Source organism: Spongiactinospora rosea (assembly GCF_003315795.1).
GTDB lineage: Bacteria > Actinomycetota > Actinomycetes > Streptosporangiales > Streptosporangiaceae > Spongiactinospora > Spongiactinospora rosea.
The window spans coordinates 17037-37865 of sequence record NZ_QMEY01000001.1 but is presented as its reverse complement, the minus strand read 5'-3'; the positions used below and the strand labels follow the sequence as shown (position 1 = coordinate 37865).

General features: G+C 66.5%; 23 protein-coding genes. 16 read left to right on the top strand and 7 right to left on the bottom strand.

Annotated features, from left to right (window positions below; translation table 11 throughout):
* The first annotated feature begins 17 nt into the window (after positions 1–17).
* From DP939_RS00175 to DP939_RS45245, 12 genes are all read left to right on the top strand, one after another.
* On the top strand, positions 18–632 hold the full coding sequence (locus tag DP939_RS00175; RefSeq protein ID WP_113977402.1) for an SAF domain-containing protein: 615 nt from the start codon (positions 18–20) through the stop codon (positions 630–632).
* Complete coding sequence (locus tag DP939_RS00170; RefSeq protein WP_113977400.1) at positions 633–1400, top strand: ParA family protein; 768 nt, start codon at positions 633–635, stop codon at positions 1398–1400.
* A complete protein-coding gene (locus DP939_RS00165) occupies positions 1397–2773 on the top strand; it encodes a CpaF family protein (RefSeq protein WP_113977398.1) in 1377 nt (458 codons plus the stop codon). The genes DP939_RS00170 and DP939_RS00165 overlap by 4 nt, the downstream gene beginning before the upstream one ends.
* The gene (locus DP939_RS00160; RefSeq protein ID WP_113977396.1) at positions 2770–3630 is read left to right on the top strand and encodes a type II secretion system F family protein; all 861 of its coding nucleotides are present in this window, start codon (positions 2770–2772) and stop codon (positions 3628–3630) included. The genes DP939_RS00165 and DP939_RS00160 overlap by 4 nt, the downstream gene beginning before the upstream one ends.
* The gene (locus DP939_RS00155) at positions 3627–4472 is read left to right on the top strand and encodes a type II secretion system F family protein (protein ID WP_158578409.1); all 846 of its coding nucleotides are present in this window, start codon (positions 3627–3629) and stop codon (positions 4470–4472) included. Before DP939_RS00160 ends, DP939_RS00155 begins: the two co-directional genes overlap by 4 nt.
* A gap of 11 nt (positions 4473–4483) precedes the next feature.
* Positions 4484–4690, top strand: coding sequence for a hypothetical protein (locus tag DP939_RS00150; RefSeq protein WP_113977392.1), 207 nt, complete (start codon positions 4484–4486; stop codon positions 4688–4690).
* A 38-nt stretch (positions 4691–4728) separates the two neighbouring features.
* Complete coding sequence (locus DP939_RS00145) at positions 4729–5097, top strand: TadE/TadG family type IV pilus assembly protein (protein ID WP_113977390.1); 369 nt, start codon at positions 4729–4731, stop codon at positions 5095–5097.
* On the top strand, positions 5094–5567 hold the full coding sequence (locus DP939_RS00140; protein ID WP_113977388.1) for a TadE/TadG family type IV pilus assembly protein: 474 nt from the start codon (positions 5094–5096) through the stop codon (positions 5565–5567). Before DP939_RS00145 ends, DP939_RS00140 begins: the two co-directional genes overlap by 4 nt.
* Positions 5564–5995: a pilus assembly protein TadG-related protein gene (locus DP939_RS00135; protein WP_113977386.1), complete on the top strand. Its 432-nt coding sequence runs from the start codon at positions 5564–5566 to the stop codon at positions 5993–5995. Before DP939_RS00140 ends, DP939_RS00135 begins: the two co-directional genes overlap by 4 nt.
* A complete protein-coding gene (locus tag DP939_RS00130) occupies positions 5992–8397 on the top strand; it encodes a LysM peptidoglycan-binding domain-containing protein (protein WP_113977384.1) in 2406 nt (801 codons plus the stop codon). The genes DP939_RS00135 and DP939_RS00130 overlap by 4 nt, the downstream gene beginning before the upstream one ends.
* A 688-nt stretch (positions 8398–9085) precedes the next feature.
* Positions 9086–10366 carry a hypothetical protein gene (locus DP939_RS45250; RefSeq protein ID WP_147267790.1) on the top strand — a complete coding sequence of 427 codons (1281 nt, stop codon included), beginning with the start codon at positions 9086–9088 and terminating at the stop codon, positions 10364–10366.
* 63 nt (positions 10367–10429) lie between these two features.
* Positions 10430–11068: a hypothetical protein gene (locus DP939_RS45245; RefSeq protein ID WP_147267789.1), complete on the top strand. Its 639-nt coding sequence runs from the start codon at positions 10430–10432 to the stop codon at positions 11066–11068.
* Positions 11069–11288: 220 nt separating this feature from the next.
* On the opposite strand, the gene DP939_RS00120 is transcribed toward DP939_RS45245, so the two are convergent.
* Together DP939_RS00120 and DP939_RS00115 are read right to left on the bottom strand one after the other, a co-directional pair.
* Positions 11289–11507 carry a DUF397 domain-containing protein gene (locus tag DP939_RS00120; RefSeq protein WP_113979426.1) on the bottom strand — a complete coding sequence of 73 codons (219 nt, stop codon included), beginning with the start codon at positions 11505–11507 and terminating at the stop codon, positions 11289–11291.
* The gene (locus tag DP939_RS00115; RefSeq protein WP_147267788.1) at positions 11507–12370 is read right to left on the bottom strand and encodes a helix-turn-helix domain-containing protein; all 864 of its coding nucleotides are present in this window, start codon (positions 12368–12370) and stop codon (positions 11507–11509) included. Before DP939_RS00115 ends, DP939_RS00120 begins: the two co-directional genes overlap by 1 nt.
* A 184-nt stretch (positions 12371–12554) precedes the next feature.
* On the opposite strand from DP939_RS00115, the gene DP939_RS45900 reads away from it, so the two are divergent.
* Genes DP939_RS45900 through DP939_RS00105 form a run of 3 tightly spaced genes read left to right on the top strand, consistent with a single transcriptional unit; the run spans position 12555 to position 13572 of the window.
* Positions 12555–12848: a hypothetical protein gene (locus DP939_RS45900; RefSeq protein ID WP_158578408.1), complete on the top strand. Its 294-nt coding sequence runs from the start codon at positions 12555–12557 to the stop codon at positions 12846–12848.
* Positions 12848–13258: an ATP-binding protein gene (locus DP939_RS00110; RefSeq protein ID WP_158578407.1), complete on the top strand. Its 411-nt coding sequence runs from the start codon at positions 12848–12850 to the stop codon at positions 13256–13258. The genes DP939_RS45900 and DP939_RS00110 overlap by 1 nt, the downstream gene beginning before the upstream one ends.
* Complete coding sequence (locus tag DP939_RS00105) at positions 13255–13572, top strand: hypothetical protein (RefSeq protein ID WP_147267787.1); 318 nt, start codon at positions 13255–13257, stop codon at positions 13570–13572. The genes DP939_RS00110 and DP939_RS00105 overlap by 4 nt, the downstream gene beginning before the upstream one ends.
* Positions 13573–13662: 90 nt before the next feature.
* Here DP939_RS00105 and DP939_RS47495 read toward each other — a convergent pair whose 3' ends face one another.
* Genes DP939_RS47495 through DP939_RS00080 form a run of 5 tightly spaced genes read right to left on the bottom strand, consistent with a single transcriptional unit; the run spans position 13663 to position 18530 of the window.
* Positions 13663–14232 carry a C40 family peptidase gene (locus DP939_RS47495; RefSeq protein WP_225877972.1) on the bottom strand — a complete coding sequence of 190 codons (570 nt, stop codon included), beginning with the start codon at positions 14230–14232 and terminating at the stop codon, positions 13663–13665.
* Positions 14229–15092, bottom strand: coding sequence for a replication-relaxation family protein (locus DP939_RS47490; RefSeq protein ID WP_158578406.1), 864 nt, complete (start codon positions 15090–15092; stop codon positions 14229–14231). Before DP939_RS47490 ends, DP939_RS47495 begins: the two co-directional genes overlap by 4 nt.
* An 11-nt stretch (positions 15093–15103) precedes the next feature.
* Complete coding sequence (locus tag DP939_RS00090) at positions 15104–17359, bottom strand: type IV secretory system conjugative DNA transfer family protein (RefSeq protein WP_113977372.1); 2256 nt, start codon at positions 17357–17359, stop codon at positions 15104–15106.
* 14 nt (positions 17360–17373) lie between these two features.
* Positions 17374–18285: a hypothetical protein gene (locus DP939_RS00085; RefSeq protein ID WP_113977370.1), complete on the bottom strand. Its 912-nt coding sequence runs from the start codon at positions 18283–18285 to the stop codon at positions 17374–17376.
* Positions 18282–18530: a hypothetical protein gene (locus DP939_RS00080; protein WP_113977368.1), complete on the bottom strand. Its 249-nt coding sequence runs from the start codon at positions 18528–18530 to the stop codon at positions 18282–18284. The genes DP939_RS00085 and DP939_RS00080 overlap by 4 nt, the downstream gene beginning before the upstream one ends.
* A 116-nt stretch (positions 18531–18646) precedes the next feature.
* Between DP939_RS00080 and DP939_RS00075 the strand changes: the two genes are divergently transcribed.
* Positions 18647–20188 carry a recombinase family protein gene (locus DP939_RS00075; protein WP_113977366.1) on the top strand — a complete coding sequence of 514 codons (1542 nt, stop codon included), beginning with the start codon at positions 18647–18649 and terminating at the stop codon, positions 20186–20188.
* Positions 20189–20829 lie beyond the last annotated feature (641 nt).

Sequence of the window (20829 nt, the reverse complement as noted above, 5' to 3'; positions counted from 1 at the left end):
CCCCACAGGCTCCTCGAGTGACGGTGCCGAAGCTGCCGCACCAACCCCGGCAGCGGCGTCGCGGCCTGCTGCTGGTCGGCCTGCTGGCGATGACAGGCGGTGGCGTCCTCGCCGCGCAGACGGTGCAGCAGTTGAGCAGCCGTTCCCTGGTCGTGGTCATGACCAGAGATGTCCCGATCGGACGGCAGGTCACCGCGAACGACATGGCGACCACGCTTGTGGGCGCGGAGCCGGGAGTCGCGACCGTACCCGGCGACCGACTTCCGCAAATCGTCGGCACGAGGGCCGCCGTGACCCTCCTGGCCGGTACGCTCCTCTCCCCCAAGGCAACGACCGACCAGCTCACCCCCGCACCGCAGCAGCAGCTCGTACCGATCGCGGTCAAGCCCAGCCGGCTGCCCGCCCGAGGCTTCGCCCCAGGCGATCCGGTACTGGTCATGCCCGCACCGGACCCCACTACCAGACGGATCGTCCCAACAGGCATCGCCGCCGTCGTGGACCAGGTCAAGGAGCCCGACACCGATGGAATGGTCGTCGTCGATCTCCTGGTGAGCGATATGGACGGCCCGAAACTCGCCTCCCTCGCCGCCGACGGACGCGTGGCCCTGGTACTCACGCCACGGAGGCAGTGAGTGGCGATCTTCACGCTGATGAGCCCCGGCGGCTCCCCCGGGGTGACCACCACGGGCCTGGCCGTCACCCACGCCTGGGACCGACGGGCACTGCTCGCCGAGTGCGACCCCAAAGGCGGCAGCGTCCTTCAGGGCTTCCTCGCCGGGCGGACCGACGGCCTGAAGGGCGGCCTCCTCGAACTCGCGCTGGCCATCGCGCACGACCCGGACGCGTCCGTGCTCTGGGAGTACGTCATCTCCCTTGATCAAGAAGTCCGCCGGTGGCTGCTCCTGCCCGGCCTCCGAGATCCCCGCCATGTCGTCCAGATCGAGAGCGCGTGGGACGCCGTCATCGACGTGATCAAGAGCGCGGCCGGTGAGGATACCGACGTCGTCATCGACATCGGGCAGATCGGCCGCCCGGACACCCCGCTGCGACTGATCGCCGCGTCCCAGCTCGCGGTGATGGTGCTGCGCCCGACCCTGCGCCAGGTCGCCGACGCCCGCCCGCGGCTCGACGCCCTCGGCCGGTACGTCGGCACCAGTGTCCCGGTGACCTTGTGCTTGATCGGCGCGGGCGACTACGCGCCCGTGGAGGTGAGCCAGGCCCTGTACGGCCTGCCGGTCATCGCCACCATGCCCTTCGAACCCCGGTTGGCCGCTGTGCTCTCCGATGGGAGGCCCGCGCCGCGCGCCGCCCGGATGGCACACCTCCTGAACGGCGCCCAGCGCCTGGCGGCCTCGATGCGCAAGGCCGCAAATGAGCCTCACAAGGCGGTGGCTTCATGACGAGCACCTGGCCGCCGAGCGATCGGCGTTGGCCATCCGTCGTCGATCCGCCGGACCCCCGACCCGACGACCTCGATCCGGCTGCCTTCCGCGAAGCCGTCACCCGCATCACCAAGCTGGTCGCCGACGACCTGAAGGACTCCGAGGACCGCGCCGCGGCCAAGCAGCTCATCCAGGCACGGGTGCAGCGCTGGATCCACGACCGGCTCGCCGAAGGCACGGCATTGAACTTCGCGACCCAGCGCGACCTCGTCAACGCGGTGATCGACGAACGCTTCGAGCTCGGCGTCCTCACCCCCTACATCCGAGACACCCGCGTCGAGAGCATCGACATCAACGGCTGTGACGAGGTCTGGGTGACGTACAGCGACGGCACCTGCGCGAAGGCCCCACCCGTCGCCGCGACCGACGACGACCTGATCAAGATGGTTCAGATGTGGGCGCTGCACAAGAGCTACAACCCGCGCGAGTTCTCCACAGCCAGCCCACTGCTCAACACCGCACTTCGGCCGGGCGACGGCGAGGACGGCATGGGCGTACGGCTCAGCGCCACCATGGCGGTCACCACCAGGCCGTGCGTCAGCATCCGGTGCCACCGCCTCGTGGACGTCACCCTTGACGATCTCCTGCGCCTGGGCACGATCAGCAGAAGCCTGCACGCCTTTCTGCACGCCGCCGTACGCGCCCGCCTCAACATCGTCATCACCGGCGGCACCGCGGCCGGGAAGACCACCATGCTGCGCGCGCTCGCGTCCGCTATCGACCCCGATGAACGGCTCGCCACACTCGAATCCGACTACGAACTCTTCCTCGACAAACTGCCACACCGGCACCACAACGTGATCGCGTTTCAGGCACGCCAGGCCAACTCCGAGGGCGCCGGCGCCGTCCCCCTCAACGACCTGATCCCGCACGCGCTGCGCAAGAACATCCGGCGGATCCTGGTCGGCGAGGTACGGTCCGACGAGATCGTGCCGATGTTCGAGGCGATGAACACCGGCCATCCCGGCTCGATGTGCACCATCCACGCCGACGGCACCGAGGAGATCTTCAACCGGATCGTCATGCTGTGGACACGCGGCATCGGAGCCCAGACACCCCCGGCCGTCATCCACCTCAACACGGGCGAGACCGTTGACCTCGTCGTTCACCTCCGGATGGACCCAACGACGAACACCCGCTTCGTGTCCGAGGTACTGGAAGTCCTGCCCCCGGCCGACAGCGAACTCCCCTGCCGCAACAACGTCTACCGGCCGACCGGCCCCGGCGGACGGGCCATGCCCGACATCACGCCACAGTGCCTGCAACGGCTTGTCCAGGCCGGTTTCGATCCAGCATATCTGTCGCATTTCGCGACGTGGGAGACCCGATGACCGCCTTGACGGCCGGAGTCGCCGCGGCTGCCTTCATCGGCGGGGCGATCTACTTCATCGCAGGTCTGAGAGGCAGCGCGGCCGACGAACCGGTACGTCCGCCCAGGCGCTGGATGGCGATCCGCGCGATGGCGACCCGGCATCATCGCCGTACCGCGGTCGCGCTCATCGCCGCATCGGCGACCTTGTGGACGACCGGCTGGCCCGTCGCGGCGGTCGCCGTCGGGCTGGCCGTTCCGGTACTGCCCCGCATGCTGACCGGCCGCGCCGCCCGCGAACGCATCCACAAGCTGGAGGCGCTAGAGCAGTGGACCCGCCGCCTGGCCGACCTGCTGAACGCAGGCCGCGCCCTCGAGCAGGCGCTGGAGTACAGCGCGACCCGCAAGGTGCCGGCCCCGATCGCAGGACCGGTCACGGCACTGTCCCGGCGGCTGAGCACCGCTCGCATGCCCACCGAGCAGGCACTACGCCTGTTCGCCGACGAACTCGACGACCCCGTGGGCGACCGGATCGCCGCCGCGCTCATCCTGGTCGCCCGCCGCCGTGGCCGCGGCGCGAGCGCGGTACTCGCCGGCCTGGCCGAACTGGTCGCCCGAGACGTACGCGACCGCAGGGAGATCGAGGCGGCCCGCGCCGAACACCGCACCACCGTGCGATGGATCCTCGGAATCCTCGGCGTCTTCACCGTGATCGCGCTCGTACAGCGGACGTACGTGGCTCCGTTCGGCACACCGCTCGGCCAGGCGGTGCTGGCGATCGTGGTCCTGTTCTACGCGGGCGCGCTGTGGTGGCTGCACCGCCTCGGCACCTCCTCCGCCGAACAGCGTTTCCTGTCTGGCCCGGAGCAGCGGCCATGAACGCATCGGCCGTGGTCGCGGGCATGTTGTGCGGCATGGGCGCGGTGGTCGTCGTATCGGAACTGCTTCCGGCTCCACCGAACCTCGTCCAGGCGCTGGAGCGCATCGAGGGCGCTGAGGCGCGCGGCTCGGATCGGCTGCACCGCCTCGCCGTACGCCTGGCCCGGCTGCCGATCCCCCGCGACGATCTCGCCCTGCTGGGCGTCAGCGTCGAACGGTTCACCTTCCAGCGGGTCGTGTTCCTGCTGGCCGGCCTGGCCATCCCGGTGCCGCTCAACCTGCTGAGCACCCTGCTCGGCGTGCCGGTCCCCTGGGCCGTACCGGTCGGGGCGAGCCTGATCCTGGGGGCGCTGTTCGCGCTCCTGCCGGACCTCGCCGCTCGCCGCCAGGCGCGGGAGCGACGTGGGGAGTTCCGCGCCGCGCTCGCGACGTATCTCGACATGGTCGCGCTCGAAAGAGCCGCCGGGGCCGGACCGCACCAGGCCCTGCAATCACCGGCCGACGTCTGCACCGGCTGGGTGTTCGCGAGGCTGGCCCAGGTACTCGAACAGGCCAAACGTTCAGGCGAACAGCCATGGCGCGGACTCGCGGACCTCGGTGAGCAGGTAGGAATCCCCGAACTTTCCGAACTCGCCGACATCGCCGAAGGCGCGGGCACCGAGGGAACCAGGGTGCTGTCCACCCTGCTGGCCAAGGCCCAGTCCATGCGTACGGCCGCACTGACCGACGCCCGCGCCACCGCCAACAGCCGTACCAGCGAGATGCCCGTGGCCATCGGCGTATCGGTCTTCGGGTTCCTGCTGCTGGTCTGCTTTCCCGCCGTCTATCGGATCTTGAGCTAGGAGGACCGGAAGTGCGCGATCGCCTGCCGCCGGAGACCGGTTACTGGGTGGCCCTCATCGAACGCCTGCATGCCCGGCTCCGGGATCAGCCGCCAGAGAAAGGCGGAATGTCCGCCGAGATGATGGTCATCGTCGCGGCACTGGTGGTCGTCGCCATCACGGTCATGGCCATCGTCAGCGCGAAGATCATCAACAAGGCGAACTCGATCAACCTGTGAAGTCCCTGGCCACGCGCCTACGAGGGGATCAGGGAGCGATGTCCGCGGAGGTGATCGTCGTCCTACCGGTCATCATGCTGGCCGTGCTCGCCTGCATGCAGGTCTGCCTGCTGTACTTCGGCCGCTCGGTCGCCCTCGCCGCGGCACAGGCGGGCGTACGCGCGGCACGTGCCGACGAGGCATCACGTACGGCGGGTGGCGAGATCGCCAGACGCTACGCCGAACGCACGGCGGGCGAATTCCTGCACGCGATCACCGCCACCAGCACCGCCGACCAGACGACTGTCCAGGTCACCGTCCACGGCCGGGCCCTTTCGCTGGTGCCGTTCCTGCCCTCGATCGCCGTCTCCGAGCAGGCCGCCGGACCGATCGAGCGGTTCACCACTCCGGACCGGTCCGCCCGATGAACCGCTCCGAACGCGGCAGCGCGTCCGCCGAAGCGATGATCGCCATCACGGCGATCATGCTGGTCCTGCTCCTGGCCGTCGCGACCGGCCGCGTGGTCATCGCGGGAGCGGCAGTCGAAGCCGCGGCCCGAGACGCGGCCCGCCAGGCATCCATCGCCCGAACCGGCACACAGGCCACCAGCCGCGCCAGAGCCGGCGCCCGCGACTCCCTCCGCAGCCAGGGCGTCCCCTGCACCTCGATCAACGTCCAGGTGGACACCACCCGATTCGCCACTCCAGTGGGCCGCCCCGCCTCCGTGTCGGCCACGGTGACATGCGTCGTCCCACTCGCCGACCTCGCCTTCCCAGGACTGCCGGGCAGCGTCGTACGGCGGGCGAAGTCCACCAGCCCCCTCGATCCCTACCGAGGCAGGTCACTGGGGTCCGGGAGGGCCATGCCCGGCTCGCACCGAAGTGGTGAAACCGGATGACGACTCCGGTACCGAACAACGGCGAACGAGGAGCGATCACGCCGTACGCCCTCATCATGATCACCGTTCTGCTTCTGTTTGTGGGATTGTCCGTGGACGGCGGGGCCAAGCTGCGCGCCGGGTGGGAAGCCGTCGGCGCTGCCGAGGAGGCCGCCCGTGCCGGTGCCGGCCAGGTCGATAGGGCCGCCGTCTACCGCGGGACGCAGGGACGCGTTGACCGTGGCGCTGCCGTACGGGCGGCGCGCGCCTACCTCGCCGCCGGCGGCCACTCCGGCACCGTCCAGATCGCCGGGCCCGGCTCCATCGCCGTCAGCGTCACCGTCCGCAAACCCACCTGGCTGCTGTCCATGGTCGGTCTCACCTCCGTGTCGATGACCGCCACGTCCACCGCCTCCTTGGTCTCCGGCGTCGAAGGGCCCGACCAATGACCGTGTACCGACTCGTCCGCAGTGTGGCCGCCATCGCGGTACTGATCGCCGCCGTGGCAGGGTTCCCCATCCTGCTTTACTCACTGGCAGGCTCGCCGCTCCCCGACCACCTGCCCGGGCTCGGGCAGATCACGGACACTCTCGCCGGACGCGACGACGGAACCGCCTTCCTCGCCGTCCTGGAACTCCTCGCCTGGGGGACATGGGCCTGCTTCACCGCGAGCGTCGCCGTCGAGATCGGCGCACGGGCCCGCGGCCTGCGACTGACACCTCGGCTCCCCGGGCTGGGCGGCATGCAGCGTCTCGCCGCGTACCTGGTCACCTCGGCGTTCCTGGCGATCGGCTCACCGGTCACGGCCCCGGCATCGGCCGCTACGACCGCGCCGCCGGTCACGGCCATGGCCCCCGCTCATCCGCTGGACGCCGAAGAGACCTATCGCGTGCGCAGCGGCGACACGCTGTGGAAGATCGCCGATGAGAAGCTGGGCAATCCGCGGCGATGGCCCAGGCTGTGGAAACTCAACGCCGGTTCCGCCCAACCTCGCGGGGCCCACTTCGCCGACCCCGACCACATCCGCCCAGGCTGGCGGCTCCGCCTGCCCGAACGCAACAGGGCCGTTCAGGCAGCACCCGTCCCCCGCACCAGCGACGGTTTCGAGCGAGCCCCCCGCGTCTACGCCGAGGTCGCATCACAGGAGGACTCCGGAGTCGAGCTACCCTCCGGTTCCTTGATCGCCCTCTCCTACGTGGCCGGCATCTCCACCGCCTATGCCCTGCAACGCCATCTCCGGCGTCGCCATCGCGTTCCCCCCGCCGCTTCCGAGGGGGTGACGATCACTCTCGACCCCGAGCCTGAGCCGGCCGTACGCAACGCGCGCCGCGCCCACCGCCGCGCCCTGGCCGAACGCGGCCAGACCATGCCCTCCGACTCCGAACTGATCCAGCAGGGCTACTCCATCGACGTCCCCTCCGGGATCGCCATCGCCCGCAGGCCCGACAACTCCGCCATCTCCATCGCCCTCGCCGGCCTCAACCTGGCACTCACCGGCCCGGGTGGCCACGACACGGCCCGCCACCTCATCACCGGACTCCTCCAGCAAGCGAGCAACCTACGGGCCGAGGTACTGCTACCGCGCAGCCTCGCCGATTCACTGTTCGGCCCGCTCATCGCGATAAAAGTACCCGGGCTGTTGGTCACCGAGTCCGCCGAGCAGGCCATCGCGAAGTTCGAGGAGACGTACCTCGGCCGGAGCCGGATGCTCCTCGAACGTGAGGCGACCGACATCGACGAACTCCGCGAGCGCGACCCCGGAGAACCCCTCCCCGGCCTGCTCCTGGTCATCGAACCTAGCCCTGGAGTGGACGAACGCATCAAGGGACCGCTCACATCAGGTGCCCGCCGTACCGGAATCGGAGCCCTGCTGCTCGGTGTCTGGCCGAACGGCACCACCTGCCACATCGCCGACGATCACCAGATCAGCACCACAGGCCCGCTGACCGGCACCCAGGCATTCCACATCACCAAAGAAGAAGCAGCCGCCTACCTGCGCACCCTCAGCCCACCACCACCACCGACGACCACCGCTGTGCCACTCCCCCAACCCGAGCCTGCCGCCTACGCGGGCCCCCACCTCGTCCGACTGACACTGATCGGCCCGCCCACAGTGTCCGTACGCGACCGCCCCAACCCGCTCGAACTCACCTGGATCCAGCTCAACACCCTCGCCTACCTCGCCCTCTACCCCACTGGCGTAACCCGCGACCAGCTCGCCACCGCCCTGTGGCCCGACGAGACCGGCAAGGACATCCACAACACCCTGCGCCACCTGCGCAACGCCCTGGTCACCGCGACCGGCCACGTCAACCAGGACCTGCGGCGTGCGCCCTTCATCAACGCCTCCACCACCAAGAACACCGCCGTCTACCGCATCGACACCGGCCTGATCAGCGTCGATGTTTGGGACTACCAAGCCGCCCTCGCCGAGGCCAAAGCCGCCCCTGACCTCGAAACCCGAATCGCCGCACTCACCAAGGCGACCGACCTCTGCCATGGCCAACTCGCCCAGGGCCTCGAAACCGAATGGATCGACGACCACCGCTACCCGCTGACCCGATCCCAGGCCGACACCCTGTGCCAGTACGCCGAGCTCATCACCGACCGCGCCCCAGAGCAGGCCTTGGAAGCCCTCGAACGCGCCCGCACCCTGGACCCCGACACCGAGGACGTCTACCTGCGCATCATCGCCCTACAGGTCCACCTCAACCGCCGCGACGACGCCCACCGCACCGCCCAGCTCCTCCGCCGCCACAACCACAACCTCGGCATACCAACAGGTACTCGGACTGAAAACCATATAGGTAGACTGCTTCGCAATGATCATAATGGCCCAGCTCATCATTAAACTTAAATATCCAGGCGATAGCCCGAGTACCCTCATTTACTAAAGCTAGGGTCACAAAGATTCGACGAACATCCTTGACCTCACCTCCCCCGATACACTTCGCATCTGACGCCATATTGGCGCCCTTACAACACTGCTATTCATCGACTCATCGGCGGGTGTTGGATTAGGAGCAGATAGGTCACCTAGGTCCGCACACGCAAACCGAGGCACGAACTGCACACTTTAGGACAGATCGGCCCTATGCGGACATAGCCCATGTTGCACCCCAAGCCTTGCCAATCCACCCGACGGAAGTCAGACAAGCCGTCGGTCGAACTTGGATACGACCAGCCCATCGGGTGAACTAATAATGAATACCCCCTTCCTTCACTGCCACCCAAACACTAGCTAATTCAATAACTGAGCGTATCAACAACGTCGCATTGTGGAGCAAATCGTAGCTGTGACGCACATCACACTGTTGGCGAGAGATCTTCCCTTAGCGCTTAGGCCTTCAAATGAACCCAGCGCTGAGCTCGCCTCGCAGCAAAGCACAGCAGGGTAATGACAGTTTTCATGTACTCCTTATCAGCCGAGCCGTCAACCCCTTGCTGTCCGACTTGTCCAGGAGGAGGATCTGACAGCAGCGACCAAAGCCATCAACAAGAGGAGTAGGATCCTCATGCAGACATGGCCTTCCATACGAGTGACCATCATCCTCTCGCTCGCAACAGCCTTAATGGCTGTCATCACCCCATCCAGCTCCGCGGCCGAACCGAAGCGACTGGCGAACGCCATCCGACCGAATGCCGCGCTGGCGGAGACGGCGCAGGCCGCCCTACGAGCGGAGCAGAACTCCACCCCCCTTGTCGCTGGCACCCTTCGCGATATCAGAGGGAACACCCTATCCGGCACTCCGCTACGAATAGACCTCGAACCAACACGAAGCATCATCGCAGCCTCTTCATCAGGCGTCGGCATCGAGTACATCAAGATCGGTGAGACGCGAACGGCCGATGACGGCTCTTTCTCCTTTAAATCTCCCGAGCTCAAAGACCTCGCAGGCTATGTGGATCAGGAGGGCGTCGCTTCAGCGCTGATCACATCGTCAGGTGGATCGTACAGCGTATGGAGGCGCGTATATCTGCACACCCCTACCGGCGCCAAGGGGGAATGGACGCTCGCACAGCCACCGGCTCCCAAAGGGCCAAGGCCAGCCGACCCCGTATCATATAATGTCGATAGATCAGGATTTAAGCCAGGAGTAAGTCGTGAGGATGAGTCATCGCTGAGCTTGGTGGGCCACGCCAATGGCGCACCGGCGAATGGATCCAGGCAACAAGGAATACCCGATCCCGGACAGTACTGCGGCACAGGCGAGATCTACTATTTCGCAATGGCTGAAATACCGGTACAAGTCCGAATGGTCACGCTGCGTGGGCACTTGACTGGACCAGACACAACCGCAAAATATGAGTGGACCACGACGGGAAAGACTGAAGTCGAGGCGGCAGCCAACGTCGGAGCAGGTGGAAACCTCGCCACCGTGGGCTTCACCAATGTGCAGAGTGTTTCTGCAGGCATCACCTTCGAGATCGGAAATTTTCGCCCTGCACATTTCCGGGCGCAGTTCCAATTCCGCACATGGGATTTATGGTGTGAAGACGTAATCACGCTAAAGAAGCGCATCTCCGGAAAATACGAGTGGCGGCCGTATAAATTCACCGGGGGCAATGAAATTGCAACCGCCGGAGGCCCGCCAAACTGTCGCGAGGATCATACCACACCGATCGTTTCCACGACGTGGGTCAGCCGCGACACTTCATGGACCTACTACGGTGGCGTTCAGCTCGGCGACGTCAAGCTCGACTCCAGGCAGACAAACGGAGAGTATTGGAAGCTGTCCGTCATCCCAGACGAGCCCGCAGAGATCTGCGGTATCGACGACTACCCGGTCGACGCAAGCTACGTGATGGAAAAGTTCTAAGTGACCTTAACGCGCCTAACAGATAGGCCGTCGCGTACCTGCATGGCGCGACGGCCTATCAGGTTGTCCATTCCGTTCCTCGCCACAGCGCTAGCAGTTGGTTGCACCTTTACACCTGCCAGGCACGCCCGAAGTTCCGAGCCGACGCAGAGCTCTCAGGAGCATGAGATCAGGCGCGCCGAACCGGACCAGCGCTATATCGGACGGGGGCCGTTGAAATCTTCAAAGCCGACCGGATACATACTCAGACGAAATCCCGGCGTAACCTTCACAGACGGATGGAACCATTTCCTCAACTTTGGCGACGAACCGATCACTATCCTTAAGGTCGAGCCGGTGTTCACCGGAATCGGACTTCATCACTTAGGCACACTCATTGCCGGGCACAAGCGAAGGTGGGCATTGCAGCAAGCCCTCAAAGGCTATCCCCCTGTCACTGCCGGCCTTGGCCCCTTGGCTCCCGCAGAGAACTTCGTCATTCCAGCAGAGGGAGGACGCCCACTGAAGAAGGGTTGGCAACTCCTCATGGGAATTCATGTGGTCCAGAATACCGGACGCTCAACGCGCACACACATCAAGGTCACTTATCGCTACAAGGGACATGTGATCAGCGATGAGTGGATCAACACGATCGCCGTTTGCACTCCAGAGAAGGGTCCCGAATGCCAAGGAGAATACGCTGGTACGAACGATGGCGAGTAGGTCGTACCTGCAGGGACATGAGCGTCTAAATCAATCAATGACTGGCCCCGCTGCCAGACCGGGCTGGTGCAGAGGCTCGCCGATCACTGCCAGGGCATGCCCGGGCCTAAATGCTGGTGAGCGAGTGATATCGGCGCGCTTCCTGCACCACCGCCCTGGAGAATACCCTTACGTGATCTTGATCTTCGAGGAACAGGCGGCTGGCCTGCAGAGCGGACAACTATCCGCGGGCCAGGCCCGTGGTGAACTGTCGCCACTCGGCGCCGGAGAAGATCAGGACGGGGCCGTGGGGGTCCTTGCTGTCGCGCAGGGCGATTCGGTCGTTGGTCAGGCGGGCGACCTCGATGCACTCGCCGCCGGCGTCGCTGTAGGTGCTCTTTCGCCAGGTGGCGCTGATCAACTCATTCTTGATGTCGGCCGGGGGTGGGTTTCCGATCATCACGCTTCCTTGATCAGGGAGGATATGAAGGTCCGGGTTTGAGATGGAGAGAGTGCTTTTGCCCGGATCTGATCGAATATCATGCTATACCGTTCTACGGTTGCGGGATCCTCCAAGTAAAGGCTGTCAACCTGGTGCTCGATGTAGACCACATCGGGGTCGGCCTCGACAGGGAAGCCGAGCATGACGAAGGTCCCGCCCATCGCGGGGAACAAGCCGACATCGAATGGAACCACTTGCAGGGTGATGTTCGGGCGCTTGGACAGCTTGAGCAGGTGCCGGAGCTGAGCTTGGGCGATGGTGTCGTCAAGTGGCCAGCGGCGCAGGCATGCCTCATTGAGGATGAAGGTCAGCTTCATAGCGCTGTCCTCCTCCATCACCACGCGCTCCTGGCGTGCGAGCCGGAACTCGATCATGCGCTCTACCTCGTCCGGTGCGGCGTCGGGGAGCGTCACCGCGAGGTAGGAGCGGTAGTAGTCGGCTGTCTGTAGCAGGCCGGGGATGAGCTGGCTGTAGTACGCGCGGATCTGTGTGGCCTCGGCTTCCAGGCCGACGTAGATCTGAAGGCGTTCTGGGATGGCGTCGCCGTAGGTGTGCCACCAGCCCTTCTGGCTTGCCTGCCGGCCCAGCAGCAACAGTTCCTCACGCTGCGGGCCCTGCACTCCGTAGACGTCCAGGAGGGCGCGGAGGTCGATCGGTCTGATCCTTCTACGGCCGCTCTCTGCCCTGGACACCCAGGACTGGGCCACGCCGAGCGTTTCGGCGACGGCTTCGTTGGTCAGGCCGGACGCCTTGCGAAGTCTGCGCAGTTCTGAAGCCAGACGTCGCAATCGGACGGTGGGGCTCTCCCCGCCTGGAGCCATCCTGATCACCTCACTCCCCCGGTTGCCTTGCAGCGTCGCAGCGGCAGCAGTTTAGAGCAAATGGGAAGTATCGCTTGGGAACTTCCCAAGAAGTACTTGCCCTTAGGTTGATGCCTCCATCATTATGGCGACAGAAAGTTCCCGACGGTAACGCTGAGTGTTCGCGGTCGAAGTGGAGGCCCCCGTGTCCGAACCGCATGAGTACTCCCATCTGGCCCGCCTCGGCTGGCTGCTGGTCATGATGGGCGCGCTGGTCGAGTTGCGGTGCAGCCCGCATGAGCCGCCCACCCTGAAGATCTTCCGCAGGCAGGGCGAATGGGTGCCCATCCGAGCCGAGATGCGCGCCGGGGAGCCCGTCTACCTGGTGCGGAAGCCCAACACCAAGCCGCCTCAGTGGAAGCCGGTGGAGGTGCGGTCGCGTACGGCTGCCGTGCAGGTACGGAACCTGGTGCGGGCAACGGCGGTGGAGGAGAGCTGATGTCGCGCTTCCTGGGGAAGGTGATGCTGCCGGGGTCGGAGTCGTCGGTGCCGTTGGCGCGGGCCTTCGCTCGCGCTCTGCTTGAGGTCCATGGGTACGACGGCGACGAGTACGCGGTGCTGCTCGTGGTCAGCGAACTCGTCGGCAACTCGGTCCAGCACTCGGATTCGGGGCGCGTGCCGGATGGGCGGTTGTGGGTCGCGTTCGAGCAGATCGGGACCGTACTGCACGTCACCGTGGCCGATTGCGGTACGGAGGCGAGCGTGCCCGGCGTCCGTCATGCGGACGGCGACGACCAGACGGGGCGCGGCCTGGCCTTGGTCGAGCTGGTCGCCGAGAAGTGGGGCACGGACGAGATCACGGCGGGCCGCTCGGTCTGGGCCGATCTGGAGTTGAAGCGATCGGCATGAACGACGGGCGAAGGGGCGACGGTGTGGGCTTGGAGGTGGAGCCGTCCGGGCTGGGCCCTGGGTGGCTGCGGTTCTGGGAGCGGGCGGACAAGGCCAGTGCCGGAGTGCAGGTGTCACGGATGGCGTTCGCGAGGTTCGTCACGGGAGTGCGGGCGGGGCACATCGTGCCGGTCGCGCGTGATGGGGTGCTGGTGCTGCGGGTGGGGGACGGCGATCCGGAGCAGCCTGGGGTAGTGCTCACGACGCCGGAGTCGTGGCGGGCGTTCGTCACTCGCGCGTACGCGGGGGCGTTCGATCGGTTCTTGCGGATGTAGGAAGGGCCGACCTTCGCAGGTCGGCCCTTCCGGGACCTGCTCTTTCCAATTGGCCAAAAGGTGAGAGCGGTCCTCTTCAGAATACGCTGGTCAGCGCCCGAGATCGGGGAGATCCGGCCGGATCGCGCCCGCGTACTCCGCCTCCCGGTAGGCCGTCCATCGGTCGATTCGTACCCGGGCACCGGTTTGTGGGGCGTGTACGTAGCGCCGGCCATCGATGTTCAGCGCGACGTGGTGGATGGTCGCGGGGTCTTCCGGGTTGGTGGCGAAGAAGAGCAGGTCACCGGGCTGCAAGTGGGATCGTGGGATGCGGTCGCCCGATCGCCACTGGGCGCCCGTGTAGCCGCCGATGGCCGCGCCGGCCCGCGCCCAGGCGTACTCAGTCAGGCCGGAGCAGTCGAACCCACGAGTCCGTGCGCCACGCCCGATGCCGAAAGTCGGACCTTGCGGGCCGCCACCGCCCCAGGAGTACGGGGTGCCGATCATCGCCAGGGCGGCCTGGACCGCTACCCCGCCGGGCGATGTGCACAGGTCCGACGTCCGGCTGCCACACGATCCGGCTCGTGGGGCGGGCCCGCCGCCGGCCGCGAGGCCCGCCAGCAGCGGGATGCCGAGCAGGATCCCGCTGCCTGCGGCGATGATCGTGGCGATGCGGGTCAACCTGTGGTCGGTTGCGGGCCGAGGCCGGGCCAGTACGTGGCCAGCTCGGCGAGCCGTACCGGTGGTCCCTCGTAGTCGCTGGGGGCCCAGCGACGGCCTGCCGGGCCTTCGGAGTCCAGTACGGCTGGATAGGCGGTGGCGATCGGTACGAACATGTGCGCTGGGTGGTGCTTGAGCTTCTTGCGCAGGTTGATCTCGCGGCGTTCGCCCTGGACCCAGAACAGGACCGGGGTGACGATCCGGGTCGCCTCGGTCAGAGCCGCGTACCGGTCCAGCTTGCGCACAACTCGATCGAGGGGTTCGGTGCCGGTGTCGTACTCCAGGAAGAAGTCCATGATGTTGTCCCCCTGCCGCCATCGGCAGTAGGCGTCGGGGCGTACGGTGTGTCCCCATTCGGCGGCGCAGCGGGCCTCCGGCCACCAGGTGAGCACTTCGGCGTCCGGGTCGCGGCGGGCGCTGCCGTACAGGCTCGCGGCGAAGCCGTTGGTGCCGACGGTGTGCGCGAGCTTCTGGCTGAACGCGATGCTGAGCACGCGGTCCCGGCGGTAGCCGTAGTCGGCCAGGTCCACGCCGTCCTCGGAGGCGAGGACGGCGGCGGCCGTCTCGCCGATCACGTAGTGGTAGGGGGCCGTGCCCATCGCGGGTGGGAGGTTGGGACGGAAGCGTTCCAGTACCCCCATTCTGGTCAGGGTGAGCAGGCGGCGGCGGGCGGCGTCGTCAGTGCCGAAGAACATCTCGGTGACCTGTGGTGAGGTCAGTACGCGGTACTCGCCGATGCGGCGGATCAGGTGACGGTCGCGCTCGGTGAGCCGGATGGCCAGTTCGCCGAGCATGCGCGGGGTGAATCGGGGTGTTGCCATGGTCTTCTCCTTCATTGGTTGGTGGTGGTGCGCCGGGCGTCCGGCGCGGTTTGGGTGGCAGCGGCCTTACGGCCGTGCGTCTGTGCGGCCTGCGCGCGAATCGCCTGGGCGGTCTCGACGTCGGGTTCGGGCAGGGGGCGGGTGCGCAGCGTGAACGGCGGCGCCTGCGCCGAGTCCGTGACGAGCCGGGCGGCGGCCTGGTAGGCGTCCAAGTTGGCCAGGTCGTGGGCGGTGAGGTGGGGGGCGAAGTGGCGTTCGGCCTCGCGGGCGTCCTCGGGCGAGAGCGAGAAGTAGATCTTGTTCCGGGCGTCGGCGGAGATGGCCTGCCGGAGTTCGCGTGGGAGCTGCGCGAGGTGCTGGTGGGCGAGGGTGAGCGAAAGGCGATACGCGCGGGCCTCGGCGAGTACGTCGGCCATCGCGTGCGGCAGCGCCAGGAAGTTGTGGCACTCGTCCACGTAGAGCCCGGCTGGGCGGCGGGCATGGCCGAGCCGGGCGCGGCGGGCGGCGGTCTGCCAGACCTGGGCGAGGAGCATGGAGCCGAGCAGGCGGGCGGTGTCGTCGCCGAGTACTCCCTTGGGGAGGCGTACGAGGAGGATTCCGCCGTCGAGCACCCGCCCGAGGTCGAAGGTGGATTCCGCGGAGCCGACCACGTCGCGGACGAAAGAACGGAGCAGGAAGGCCCGCAGCTTGTTCATGATCGGTGCGGTCACGTGGGCCTGGGACTGTTCTGACAGGCTCGCGTACCAGGTCCAGAAGCCGCGCAGAACCGGGTCGTTGATCGTGGCGATCTGGCGTTGGCGGAACGTCGGGTCTGACAGCAGTTTGGGTATGTCGGCGAGGGTGCCGCCCCGGCCAGCCAGGGTGAGGGCGCAGCCGCGCAGGATGTCGTCGGTGCGCGGGCCCCAGTGGTCGGCGTAGATCTCACGGAAGATGCCGACCAGGTTGTCCACGCCCATGACCGGGTCCGGGCCGCCGAGCATGTTGAGCGCCGGGCGGGGGTGGCGGTCGTCAGGATCGATCAGGACGACCCTCTCCCCTGCGGCTTTGGGGAGGAGTCCGAGCAGGTCGCGTACGAGATCGCCTTTGGCTTCGATGACCACGGTGCCGCGGCCGGCCTGGACGTCGGAGAGGATCATCTGGGCGAGGAGTGTGGATTTTCCGGTGCCGTTGGGGCCGAGTACGTGAACGTGGTGGCACGATTCGACGACGCCCAGCGCGACCGTGCGTTCATGGCCGGAGTCGGAGGTGCCGAGGATCTTGGCGCGCGGGCCGCCGTACGGGATGGCCGGGGACGGTGGCACGCTGTTGGCCCTGGCTCGGCGCAGGCCGGGGACGGCGGTGTCGAGCGGGAGGTGGGCGAGGGCGGCGAGTTCCGGTACGGAGAGCAGGAAGCCGCGGGTCATCCGGCGTGCGGCGAGCCGACGTACCGGCTGGTACATCCGCTGTCGTTGGAGGCGGTTGTGTCCTGAGTACAGGGCGAAGGCGGAGGCGATCGCGTGCGCGCGGCCACGGGCCGCCGCTTTGGCGGGCCGATCGACCTGGACGGCGTAGCGGATCGCGACCTCGTACTGGGGGCGTTGCGCCTTGTCACGGGCGGCGCGGGCCCAGCCTGCCCTCTCCAGCGAGGTGACCTGTTGCGGTCCAGGAGTGATCAGGTCGAGCAGCACGCTTACCGTCCTTTTCGGAAGGCCGCTCAGCCTGCGTCCGGTGGCCGGACGGGCGAGGATCTGTACGACGGCGCGCTGTCCAGGCGGCATGCCGACGGCCGCGCCGGTGAGCGCGCGAAGCGGGTCGGAGGCGTGGTCGTGCCGGATCGGCAGGCGTTCGCCGCATGCGAGGACGAACTGGCCGCCGGTGGACCAGCCGCGCTCCCGTAGCGGCTGGTCGGCGGTCTCGATCCGGGTACGCGCGGACGGCCAGGCCGCCTCGATCGCGTGCTCGACCAGGTGCTTGGGGACGACGCCGGGCACCCACAGCCGGATGCGCATGCCGTCGCTGCTGAAGATGTACTCGAAGGCCAGGTGGTGCTGGCCCAGCAGGAGCCGCTTCCACCAGGGCCGGAGCAGGCCCATCAGGTTGGTCCACAGTGCTTCGGCTCCGGCCATGTCGGCCGTGGGTGGGGCGAGGATCTCGACGCATCGGGCGTCGCGGCTCCAGCGACGGTGACGCAGTCGGTGGGCGGTGAGGTGGAGGACGGCGATGACGGTTTCGACCATGGCCAGGGCGGCGGCGAGTTTCCACAGGTCGGCGGGGTCTGCATGGATCATTTGGCGGCTCCCTGTCACGATCCGTTGATGCTGGTCGTCGCGTACCAGCCGCCGGCGACGGCGGCCTTGGCCGTGGCTCCGGCGGGTGGGATGACGGCGACGAACGAGCCCGCGGCCTTGATGACTGCCCGGCTCGCGAAGGCACGCCCACGGCTGAGGGCGGCCAGCACGGGCCGGCTGAACCGAATGGCGGTGTGCGGGTCGGCCACCGGGGTGTAGGTCTGGGTTTCCCGGATGCCGTACCAGGTCAGGGCACCGCCATCCTTGGTGCGCAGCGCGTATAGAGCGGGCAGGTCGTGGGTGGTGATGCTCAGCGCCCACTGGCCGCGCGTGAGCGCCTGTTCGGCCTGGAGGTCGCGGGCGGCGTCGCTGGTGTGGGTGCCGGGGGCGAGGACCGCGCGGGCCTGTGGATGAAGATGCATGCTCGCGAGCGAGATGGCGTGGGCGTGGGCAACTTGGCGCGGCGTGGCGTACAGGCCGGTGGTGTGTTCGTCCAGGGCCATCGCGTGCCCGTCGGGGTCCAAGGCCGGTTCCGGGAGCCGGTACCCGGCCGGGGTGGCTGATCCCGCGACGACCCGCCATCCGGCTCTGGTCTCTTGGAAGATGAGCTGGGTGCGTACGGTACTGGCGAGGAACCAGCGTGGGCTTCCTGGCAGCGGGCGCGGGATGACGAACCGGACATCGCCGGGTGGGAAGGGTTCCGGGCGGGCGCGGCTGATCTCCAGTGCCAGTCCGGCGTATGTTCGATCGCCCAGCCGCAGGTAACGGTCATAGGCCCGGCGGGCTTCGGTGTTGCTGACGGGCCGTACGCCGACGGTCATGGCGCTGACGGGTACGGCCGGTGCGGCCTGCGGGCGAGCCTCAGTACATGCTGTGAGCAGGGCCGATTGCAGGGTGATGGCGATGGCGCATGCGGCGCGGGTCATAGTTCCTCCTCAGAGTTGAGTGCGGTGAGTTCTCGGGGGTCGCTGGTGACGGTGGCGTGTTCCCAGGGGCTGCCGATGACCTGGAAGGCGACGCGTTGCCGTCCGGCGGCGAGCAGTCCGGTGCCGCGTTCGGCGGACAGCAGGAGCCGCCGCTCGCCGTCCGAGAGCTGGAAGGCGTCGGTGATCCGGTCGATGGCCTGGGGTGCCTGGCGGAGCAGGATCTGGGTGGTGGAGTTGGCGACCACGGCTTGGCCCTGGTCGGTAACGAGCAGGTCGGCGGCGTCCTGGGTGACGACGGACAGTCCGGCCCAGTGCTTGCGGGCGGCTTTAACTGCGGTGCTTCTACCGCATACTCCGAATTATGAGGACTCCACCGCGCCGCGTCGGGGGGCGCACACTCATCGACCAGGACCCCGACAAGCTCGTCTGGATCTTGTCCGCCCGCGAGTCGGCCGACCGGCCCGAACAGCTCGCCAACCAGCTCCACGACCTTCGCGTGTTCGTCCGCAGAATCGGCGGGAAGGTCGCACGGGAAGTACCGGAAAACGCCGTCTCCTCCTACGTTAAGACACGGGTGCAGTTACCGGACGGCACATACGGTTATCGGGTTGTGCGTCCTGACTGGGAGGCGATTCTCACCGCGCTTCGACGCGGGGAATGCAACGCGCTGGTATCCCCGGATATCGACAGGGCCACACGCGACCCCCGCATCCTCGAAGATCTCATAGAGGTCGTCGAGCACTACGGCGCATATGTGGTGAGCCTGACCGGGAATATCGACCTTACGACGGATGCGGGGATCTCCGCCGCGCGGAGTCTGGTGAATCAGCGCAATCAGGAATCCCGGAACAAGTCCCGGCAGGTTGCGGACGGCAAACGGCACGCCGCGATGAAAGGGAAGAACAGCGGCGGGCCGAACCGCCCGTTCGGGTGGCGTAAGGACCGGATTCACGTCAACAAGCGCGAGGCGGCGCACATTCTCAGGGAGATACCGAGGATTACGGCGGGCGTGAGTGCGCTCACCATTGCTCAAGAATGGACCGCGCGCGGGATACCGACTTCGACAGGTCTCAAGGTGTGGAGACTGAACACCATTCTTGGGATCTTCCTGAACCCCCGGCTGTGCGGGATCAAGACTCATCAGGGCGCAATCCTTTATGACGTGAACGGAAAGCCCGTGCAAGGCTTATGGGAACCGATCATCTCCGTCGAACAACATGAGGCGATCGTTAGCCGATGGAAGGCGAAAGAGACTAGCCGCAACTCCCGGCTTGGAGCCAAGGGAACGGGTTATCGGACTAAATACCTCCTCTCGCCGTTCGTCCGGTGCGGCAACTGCAAAGCGCGCATGTTCGGGACGGTCCGCTACACGCCGAGCAAGAGCAAGAAGGTAGAGATCTACCGGTGCCCGGGGAAGGGCATGGGGGGATGCGGTCGGGTGGCTCGCAAGGCCGACCAGATCAACGAGTACATCAAAGCACTCGTCATCATGGAGCATCAGAAGGAGATCCCGCTCCGTGAGGCCAGGGAAGTTCCGCCGTGGCCAAAGGCGCAGGAACTCGCGGACCTGCAACAGCGAATCGCCGAATCCACCGAGATGTATGAAACGGGACGGTACTCGAAAGAGCGGTACTTCCCGAGTCTGGCGCGTATGGAGGAGGCCGAAGCAGTTCTTAAGCGGGAGAAGCGCGCTTATGAGGCGAAGCAGCAGTCACGTAAGCGAGTGGTGACAGATCTCGCGGAACGGTGGGATGATCCTGATTTCACCATGGAGCAGAAGCAGGCCGCTATTGCGAAGACCCTCACAGCGGTCATCATCAAGCCATCATCTAAGGGTTCACCTTTCCATCCTGATCTGATCGTCCCGGTCTTTCGGGAAGACGCTGACGCCGATATCGGCTGACACGTTACAGACGAAGACCCCCGCCGCGTTTCCTGCGAGCGGGGGTCTCGTGTTGTCACGGCCTAGTCGTTGATCTCAAGACAGTAGATCGCGGCAACTTCACGCGCCCATTTCTGGGATCGTTCCGGCGCGTTTTGCAACGGTTGTGCCCACTCCTCCGGGGTGGGTATTCTCACCTTCTTTCCATGTACTCGCTTATGTGACCTTTTATGACTCGTTTCCTATCACCTCCCTCCCGGGTGAGACGATGTGTATTTCTCCCTTTCCCCTATTGGTGCGGGAGCGAGGAATACACACGGTTGGCAGCGTCTACGCTGTGCCATAGGCGCTATCTCTCATTGTCGTCCACATCCGGTCAATAGGAAAGATCCGATTTCGAGCGGTTGCGATTTGCTTGCGAGCATCTGCCGACATTCGTCGCAGTCGTGGGACACCGGCCCCGTACATGCAGGCCCGGCACGTCCATGGGCCCCTGCCCGCCCGAGACAGGCCCGGCAGGGTGCGCCCACTCACGGTGCTGAGAAGCCTTCAGCGCATCACGATGGCCCCAACCCCGGAACCCCGCCGGACGGGCCTCTACGGCCCTCTCAGGGCCGCATGGCAGGGGCTGTTGGGGGTGCGCGTGCCCGTCGAGCGTGTCC